This window comes from Mycobacterium sp. E136 (assembly GCF_001666865.1).
Taxonomy (GTDB): Bacteria; Actinomycetota; Actinomycetes; order Mycobacteriales; family Mycobacteriaceae; genus Mycobacterium.
In genome coordinates, this window is the sequence record NZ_LZJE01000321.1 from 1 (window position 1) to 7,509 (window position 7,509).

At 68.2% G+C, this 7,509-nt stretch carries 8 protein-coding genes and 1 pseudogene; 6 read left to right on the forward strand and 3 right to left on the reverse strand.

The annotated features are described in order from the left end of the window. A partial coding sequence (locus tag A5698_RS29895; protein WP_156670715.1) for a transposase occupies positions 1-313 on the forward strand: 313 nt, incomplete at its 5' end. Between the two features lie 124 nt (positions 314-437). On the opposite strand, the gene A5698_RS21445 is transcribed toward A5698_RS29895, so the two are convergent. Further along, a complete protein-coding gene (locus A5698_RS21445; protein WP_067089889.1) occupies positions 438-1,136 on the reverse strand; it encodes a hypothetical protein in 699 nt (232 codons plus the stop codon). A gap of 134 nt (positions 1,137-1,270) precedes the next feature. On the opposite strand from A5698_RS21445, the gene A5698_RS21450 reads away from it, so the two are divergent. The 3 genes and pseudogenes from A5698_RS21450 to A5698_RS28180 form a co-directional block, all read left to right on the forward strand. Then, complete coding sequence (locus A5698_RS21450) at positions 1,271-1,642, forward strand: OB-fold nucleic acid binding domain-containing protein (protein WP_067089886.1); 372 nt, start codon at positions 1,271-1,273, stop codon at positions 1,640-1,642. Continuing rightward, complete coding sequence (locus A5698_RS21455; RefSeq protein WP_068300838.1) at positions 1,639-2,355, forward strand: DUF3159 domain-containing protein; 717 nt, start codon at positions 1,639-1,641, stop codon at positions 2,353-2,355. The genes A5698_RS21450 and A5698_RS21455 overlap by 4 nt, the downstream gene beginning before the upstream one ends. After that, positions 2,345-3,508: pseudogene (locus A5698_RS28180) on the forward strand (MFS transporter); the annotation flags it as partial. The gene A5698_RS21455 and the pseudogene A5698_RS28180, both read left to right, overlap by 11 nt. Positions 3,509-3,781: 273 nt before the next feature. Here the strand turns inward: A5698_RS28180 and A5698_RS21470 are convergent. Together A5698_RS21470 and A5698_RS21475 are read right to left on the reverse strand one after the other, a co-directional pair. Next, on the reverse strand, positions 3,782-4,447 hold the full coding sequence (locus A5698_RS21470; protein WP_067089878.1) for a potassium channel family protein: 666 nt from the start codon (positions 4,445-4,447) through the stop codon (positions 3,782-3,784). Continuing rightward, complete coding sequence (locus A5698_RS21475; protein ID WP_084792555.1) at positions 4,444-5,115, reverse strand: potassium channel family protein; 672 nt, start codon at positions 5,113-5,115, stop codon at positions 4,444-4,446. Before A5698_RS21475 ends, A5698_RS21470 begins: the two co-directional genes overlap by 4 nt. Positions 5,116-5,203: 88 nt before the next feature. Here A5698_RS21475 and A5698_RS21480 point away from each other — a divergent pair, with 88 nt between their 5' ends. Together A5698_RS21480 and A5698_RS21485 are read left to right on the forward strand one after the other, a co-directional pair. Next, entirely contained in the window at positions 5,204-7,198 is a 1,995-nt protein-coding gene (locus tag A5698_RS21480) for an APC family permease (RefSeq protein ID WP_068300846.1), read from the forward strand. Next, positions 7,195-7,509: TRAM domain-containing protein (locus A5698_RS21485; RefSeq protein ID WP_156670843.1), on the forward strand; the 315-nt coding region annotated here is incomplete at its 3' end. The genes A5698_RS21480 and A5698_RS21485, both read left to right, overlap by 4 nt.

Genomic DNA, 7,509 nt, shown 5'->3' on the forward strand with positions numbered 1-7,509 from the left:
GCCGCGACTGATCGCCCCCGGCAAAAGCCGCGAGGTCCACCACGACGCCAAACACAACCCGGCCCACGGGCCGCCAGCGCCGGATCTGTCACCGCTAGATGCCATGCGCCACAAGATGCGTCAACCCGAGAACGCGAAAGCCTATAAACGCCGCTCAGCCACCGTCGAACCAGTCATCGGACATCTCAAAGACCAAATCGGCTTACGCCGCTTCGCCCGCCGAGGACTCCAAGCCGTCACCGCCGAACTGCACCTGGCCGCCGCCGTACTCAACCTCACCCGCCTGCACCACAAAGCCCTCGCCCTGGGGTGAACACCCCGATACCCCGACACAGCACTCACCACTCACCAGACCCACCGGTCACCACTCACAAAGCGCAACAGCCACCCGGTGCGTGCGATCCACCCGTCGGTGACCCCGACCCCGGGGAGCGGCGTCAGACCTCCAGTAGCGCGGTCACGCACGCGGCGCCCAGCACTCCCGGATCGGCGCCCATCTCGTCGAGCGTGACCGTGCGCAACGCCGCCTGCGGCGCCGCCGTCACCCACTCGGCGGCCACCTCGATCGGATGCACCGGATCGTCGGATGCCGCCGCCACGCCCAGCGGGACGGCCAGCCGCTCCAGGTCCTCACACGTGGGCGCGACGTAGTTCGCCGCCTCCTCCATCGCCTCCGGCAGCGACGGCCACTGCCCGAGCCACGACCGGGTGAGCTCGTCGCCCAGCCACCGCGGGCTCGACGCCCGCATCGCCGCGCTGGTGGCCGCGAGCCCGTCGCGGCGCAGTAGTTCCGCGGAATGCCGCGCTGCGGCCGCCGCGGGGGCGTGCTGCGGCGAACCGGTCCACGCCGGAAGGGCGGCGAGCACCGCCACCGCCCGGCTCGGATGCGCCAACGCCCACGCCGTTGCGACCGCCGCGCCGATCGACACGCCTCCCACCGCGATGCGTCCTTGCCGCGCCGCGTTGTCGAGTGCGTCACGGTAGCCGTCGACGAGACGGTGCGGCTGTGGCGGCGGTGTGACAAGCGTCGCACCCTGCGCGTGCAGGGCGCCGGAAAAGGCCCGGTAGACGAAGTCGTCATCCGAGCCCGTGCCAGGTAGCAGCACCGCGGTGACGCCGCGCAGAGTGACCGTCATGACTCGATCCTGCCGCGGGCGAAAACCGCTCGGCGTGGCGAGGTGACCCCGCGTGGCATCTCGTAACTGAGAGGGTTACCGTGGCGATTATCGGGGTAGGTCCAAGGTGGATCTGCGGATAGTCAGGAGAGGCCATGGCGACGGCCGAACGTTATCTGCGCCGGCTCACGCGGCGGTTGACGGAAGACCCCGAGCAACTGGACGTCGAGGAGCTGAGCGACGAAGCCGCCATGACCGGCGCCCAGAAGGCGATCGACTGTGAACGCGGCCAAGAAGTCACGATGATCGGCACCCTGCGAAGCGTGGAGTGCAACGGCAAGGCGTGCGCCGGCGGCGTGAAGGCCGAACTGTTCGATGGCACCGATTCGGTGATGCTCGTCTGGCTCGGCCAACGCCGCATCCCCGGGATCGAATCCGGCCGCACCCTGAAGGTGCACGGCCGCGTCGGCAAGCTCGACAACGGCGCCAAGGCCATCTACAACCCGCACTACGAGATCCAGAAGTGAGCGACCCCGGAACCGAACCGGGACAGCCCAGAACCCAGCAGCCGACCAAGGCGAACGCCGTCCTCGACCAGATGGGCGGGATCAGCGGCCTGATCTATTCGTCGCTACCCGTTGTGGCGTTCGTTCCGGTATCCCAACTCGTCGGACTGATCCCCGCCATCGTCACCGCGCTCGGCGTGGCCGGAATCATCCTGGCGTGGCGGCTGGCTCGGCGGGAATCGGCGCAACCCGCAGTCTCCGGCTTCTTCGGTGTGGGGATCTGCGCGTTGATCGCCTACGTCATGGGGGAGTCGAAAGGTTACTTCCTGCTTGGCATTTGGTCATCGTTGCTCTGGGCGGCGGTGTTCACGCTGTCGGTGGTGATCCGTCGGCCTGTCGTCGGCTACGTCTGGAGTTGGGTCAACGGACACGGTCGTGACTGGCGCCATGTCCGCAGGGCCGTCACGGCGTTCGACGTCGCAACCTTGTTCTGGGTGGCGGTGTTCGCCTCGCGCTTCGTCGTGCAGCGGCACCTCTACGACGCTGACCAGACCGGGTGGCTCGGCGTCGCGCGCATCTCCATGGGTTGGCCGCTGACCGCCGTCGCCGCGGTGGTGACCTACCTGGCGATCCGGTCCGCACAGAAGGCCGTCGACGCGCGGGAGGCCTCCGTCACCGCGCACGGGGGATCGCCGTCCGAGCTCGGCGACGCGACCCACCCGGATGCCCGCTGAGGCCACCGATCGGCCGCTGATCGCGGTCGCGGTGCTCGCCTCGTTCGTGGCGTTCCTCGACGGGTCCGTGGTCAACCTTGCGCTTCCGGCGATCGGCCGGACGTTCGGGGGCGGGCTGGTACTGCAGGAGTGGGTCCTCGACGGTTATCTCTTGGCGCTGGGCGCCTTGATCCTGGTCGCCGGCGCCGTGTCCGACCAGTTCGGCAGGAGCAGGGTTCTGCGGATGGGCCTGTTGATCTTCGCGGTCTCGTCGGTGCTGTGCGCGGTGGCGCCCTCGGGGTGGGTGCTGGTCGCGGCGCGGGTGCTGCAGGGCGTGGGCGCGGCGTTCCTGGTCCCCAGTTCGCTCACCATGATCAACGCGCGGTTCTCCGGCGCCGCCCAGGCGCGGGCGATCGGAACCTGGACCGCGTGGACGGGTACGGCGTTCGTCATCGGCCCGGTGCTCGGCGGCGTCCTGGTCGACGCGTTGAACTGGCGGTGGATCTTCGGGGTGAATCTCGTTCCGCTCGCGGTGACGTTGTATCTCATGACCAAACTGCCGCCAGAGAACCGCAATCGGGAGGGCGGCCGGGGACGTGTCGACGGTGTCGGGGCGACGCTCAGCGCCGTCGGTCTCAGCGGTGTGGTGTACGGGCTCATCGAGGGGCAGCGCCTCGGATTCACGCATCCGGCGGTGGCAACCGGATTGGTGCTCGGCGGGATCTGCGTGGCGATCTTCCCGATCTGGGAGCGACGCGCGGCGCATCCGATGATGCCGTCCGCGATCTTCGCCGCCCGTAACTTCGCGGTCGGCAACCTGGCGACCGTGTTCCTCTACGCCGGGGTGTCGCTGGGCATGTTGATCGTGGCGCTGTTTCTCCAGGAGACCCTCGGACTGTCGGCGACGCGGGCCGGCCTGGTGACTCTGCCGATCCCCGTGCTGTCGTTCCTGCTGGCGCGGCGGTTCGGCACCCTGGCCGGTGTGCATGGTCCGCGGTTGTTCATGGCGGTGGGGCCGATCGTCGCAGCGGCGGGTTTCCTGTGGATGTCGGCGGCCCACCCTCCGGTCGACATCTGGACCCAGTTGATGCCGGGGCTGGTCGTGTTCGGTCTCGGGCTCACGATCACCGTCTCACCGCTCACGGCCGCGGTGCTGGCCGCCGTCGATCCGGCGCAGAGTGGCATCGGATCGGCGGTCAACAATGCGATCTCGCGGATCGCCGGCCTGATCGCGGTGGCACTCACCGGCGTGATCGTCGGCGCGGCAGTCGATTTCGACGGTTTCCCGCGAGGCGCACTGGTCACCGCGGCGCTTTTCGCGGTGGCGGGACTGATCGCGGCGGTGGGCATCCGCAACGAGCAGTGCGACGTTGCTCGGGTGCCGCCGGAATCCAGCGCCGGTTGTCACGATCGCGACGCCCCCGCCGGCGCACGTCGCGCGCTGAGATCAGCGCTGCTGCGGGTGCAGCAACAGGTCCTGCAGCTGTTCCTCGACCTCGGCGACCGCGACGAACAACAACTCGTCGCCGCCCTCGAGCGGTTCATCGGATTCGGGCACGATCACGCGCGGGCCGCGCAGGATCGTCACCAGGGCACAGTCACGCGGAAGTTCGAGGCGCTTGACCGGTTTTCCGCCCCACGGGGTGTCGTCGGGCAGCGTGATCTCGACGAGGTTGGCTTGCCCCTTGCGGAACTCCATCAGCCGCACCAGGTCGCCGACCGCGACCGCTTCCTCGACGAGCGACGCCAGCATGCGGGGGGTGGACACCGCCACGTCGACGCCCCAGCTCTCGTCGAACAACCACTCATTGCGCGGATCGTTGACGCGTGCCACCACCCGCTGCACGGCGAACTCGGTCTTGGCCAGCAGGCTGACCACCACGTTAACCTTGTCGTCACCCGTGGCCGCGATGACCACGTCGAACTGTTCGAGCTGAACGGACTCGAGCACGGTCAGCTCACACGCGTCACCCAGCCGCCACTGTGCCGCCGGAATCGCGTCGACGTCGATGTGGTCGGGATTGCGTTCGAGCAGCGTGACCTCGTGGGTGTCGACGAGTTCGCGGGCGATGGACCGGCCGACGGCGCCGGCCCCGGCGATGGCGACCTTCATCCCTCGGGGTCCTCGCTCGGCGGCAGTGCCGCGATGGCCAGGGCCTCGGCGATGTGCCCGGCGATCGCGGCCATGAACACCTGGTCGCTGGCCTGGATGACGGTCTTGGCGTCCGGCAGCAGACCGGCGCCGAACCGGATCAGGAACGCGACCCGGCCGCCGGTGGCCGCCTCGAGGTCGGTGATCCGCCGGCCCACCCACGCCTCGTGCAGCGCCAATTCGGTGACGCCGACGTTGCCGGTGGGGTCACGCCACTTGGTGGTCTCGGTCTCGCGGGTCAGCACGTTGAGCAGGCGATCCGTCGTCCACGGCACCGTGGCCACCGTCGGGATGCCCAGCCGCTCGTAGACCGCGGCGCGCTTGGCGTCGTAGATGCGGGCCACGACGCGCTCGACTCCGAACGTCTCGCGGGCGACCCGCGCCGAGATGATGTTCGAGTTGTCGCCCGACGACACCGCGGCGAATGCGCCTGCTTCTTCGATGCCCGCCCGCAGCAGCACATCGCGGTCGAAGCCCATACCCAGCACCCGCTCCCCGGAGAACTCCGGCGAGAGCCGGTGAAACGCCGTGCTGTCCCGGTCGATGACCGCGACGTCGTGGCCGATCCGGGAGAGGCTGTCCGAGAGCGACGCCCCCACCCGGCCGCAGCCCATCACCACTACACGCACTCCACGGTCCTTCCTGCTGTCGAACCCGCGCAGTCGAACGCTACAGCTTCCCGACGGGCAATTGCTGCTGGGCTTACCCTTGGCACTCGTGTCCAAGCTATCCAGGTTCGCGCGGCGGGTGGTCCTCGGCAGGCCGTTTCGCAGCGACAGGATTTCGCACACGCTGCTGCCGAAGCGGATAGCCCTTCCCGTCTTCGCCTCCGATGCCCTGTCGTCGGTGGCTTATGCGCCGGAGGAGATCTTCCTGGTGCTGTCGGTGGCCGGCCTGGCCGCCTACTCGATGACGCCATGGATCGGCCTGGCCGTGGCCGGGGTGATGGTGGTCGTCATCGCCAGTTACCGGCAGAACGTGCACGCGTATCCGTCCGGGGGTGGCGACTACGAGGTGGTCACCACCAACCTCGGGCCGACGGCCGGGCTGACCGTGGCGAGCGCGCTGCTGGTCGACTATGTGCTCACCGTCGCGGTGTCGATGTCCTCGGCGATGTCGAACATCGGCTCGGCCGTGCCGTTCGTCAACCATCACAAGGTGTTGTTCGCCGTGATCGCGATCCTGTTCGTGGCGGCGTTGAACCTGCGCGGCATCCGGGAATCCGGAACCGCATTCGCCATCCCGACGTATGCGTTCATGGTGGGCATGTTCGTGATGCTCGGATGGGGCTTCTTCCAGATCTTTGTGCTCGGCGATTCGCTACGGGCCGAATCAGCCGACTTCGAGATGCATTCGGAACACGGTGAGGTTCTCGGCGTCGCGCTGGTTTTCCTTGTGGCACGCGCTTTCTCGTCGGGCAGCGCTGCGCTGACGGGCGTCGAGGCGATCAGTAACGGGGTGCCGGCCTTCCAAAAGCCGAAGTCGCGCAACGCCGCAACGACGCTGGCGCTGCTCGGCCTGGTAGCCGTCTCCCTCTTCATGGGCATCATCATGCTGGCCAGGGAAACCGGCGTACAGATCGCGGAGCGACCGCACGAACAACTCGTCGGCGCCCCGCCGGACTACCACCAGCGGACGTTGATCGCGCAATTGGCCGACGCGGTGTTCCACGACTTCGCCCCCGGGCTCTATCTCATCGCCGCCGTCACGGCGCTGATCCTCCTGCTGGCTGCCAACACCGCGTTCAACGGCTTCCCGGTGCTCGGATCGATACTCGCCCAGGATCGTTATCTGCCACGGCAATTGCACACCCGCGGGGACCGGCTCGCGTTCTCCAACGGCATCTTGTTCCTGGCGTTCGCCGCGATCGCGTTCGTCGCGGCGTTCCGCGCCGAGGTGACGGCGTTGATCCAGCTCTACATCGTCGGGGTGTTCGTCTCGTTCACCCTCAGCCAGGTCGGCATGGTGCGGCACTGGACGCGGCTGCTGCGCACGGAGACCGAGCCGGTGATCCGGCGCAAGATGATGCGGTCCCGGGTGATTAACGCGATCGGCTGTGCGTGCACGGCCACCGTGCTGGTGATCGTGGTGGTGACGAAATTCGTTGCGGGTGCCTGGATCGCGATCCTCGCGATGACCATTCTCTTCGTGACGATGAAGCTGATCCACCGGCACTACGACACGGTGGCGCGAGAACTCGAGGAGCAGGCCGCCGAGGCGACCGACTTGGTGCTGCCCAGCCGCAACCACGCGATCGTGCTGGTGTCCAAACTGCACCTGCCCACGATGCGTGCGTTGGCCTACGCCAGGGCCACCCGGCCAGACACCTTGGAGGCGATCACCGTCAGTGTCGACGACGGTGAGACGCGCGCGCTCGTGCACAAGTGGGAGGCCAGCGACATCAGCGTCCCGTTGAAGGTGATCGCCTCGCCGTACCGGGAGATCACCCGCCCGGTGCTCGACTACGTCAAGCGCATCAGCCGCGAGTCGCCGCGCACCGTCGTCACCGTGTTCATCCCCGAGTACGTCGTCGGCCATTGGTGGGAGCAGGTGCTGCACAACCAGAGCGCACTTCGACTCAAAGGCCGACTGCTGTTCGAGCCGAATGTGATGGTGACGTCGGTGCCGTGGCAGTTGAGCTCCTCGGAGCGGCTCAAGACGCTGCAACCGCATTCGGCACCGGGCGACGCGCGCAGGGGATTCCTGGATTGACCGAAGACAAGGGTGGATCGACGGGCCTCGAGCTCACCGTCACCACTGGCTCGCCCGCCAACGGTGGCAGCTGTGTGGCGCGGGACGACGGCCGCGTGGTGTTCGTCCGCTACGCGCTGCCCGGCGAGCGGGTCAGGGTGCGGGTCGTCGCGGACCGCGGAAAGTACCTGCACGCCGACACCGTCGAGGTCATCGAGCCCTCGCCGGACCGCATCGACTCGCTGTGCGCGATTGCCGGAGCGGACGGCGCAGGGTGCTGCGATATGGCCTTCGCCGAGCCGGCGGCGGTCCGCGGACTCAAAGGCGCCGTC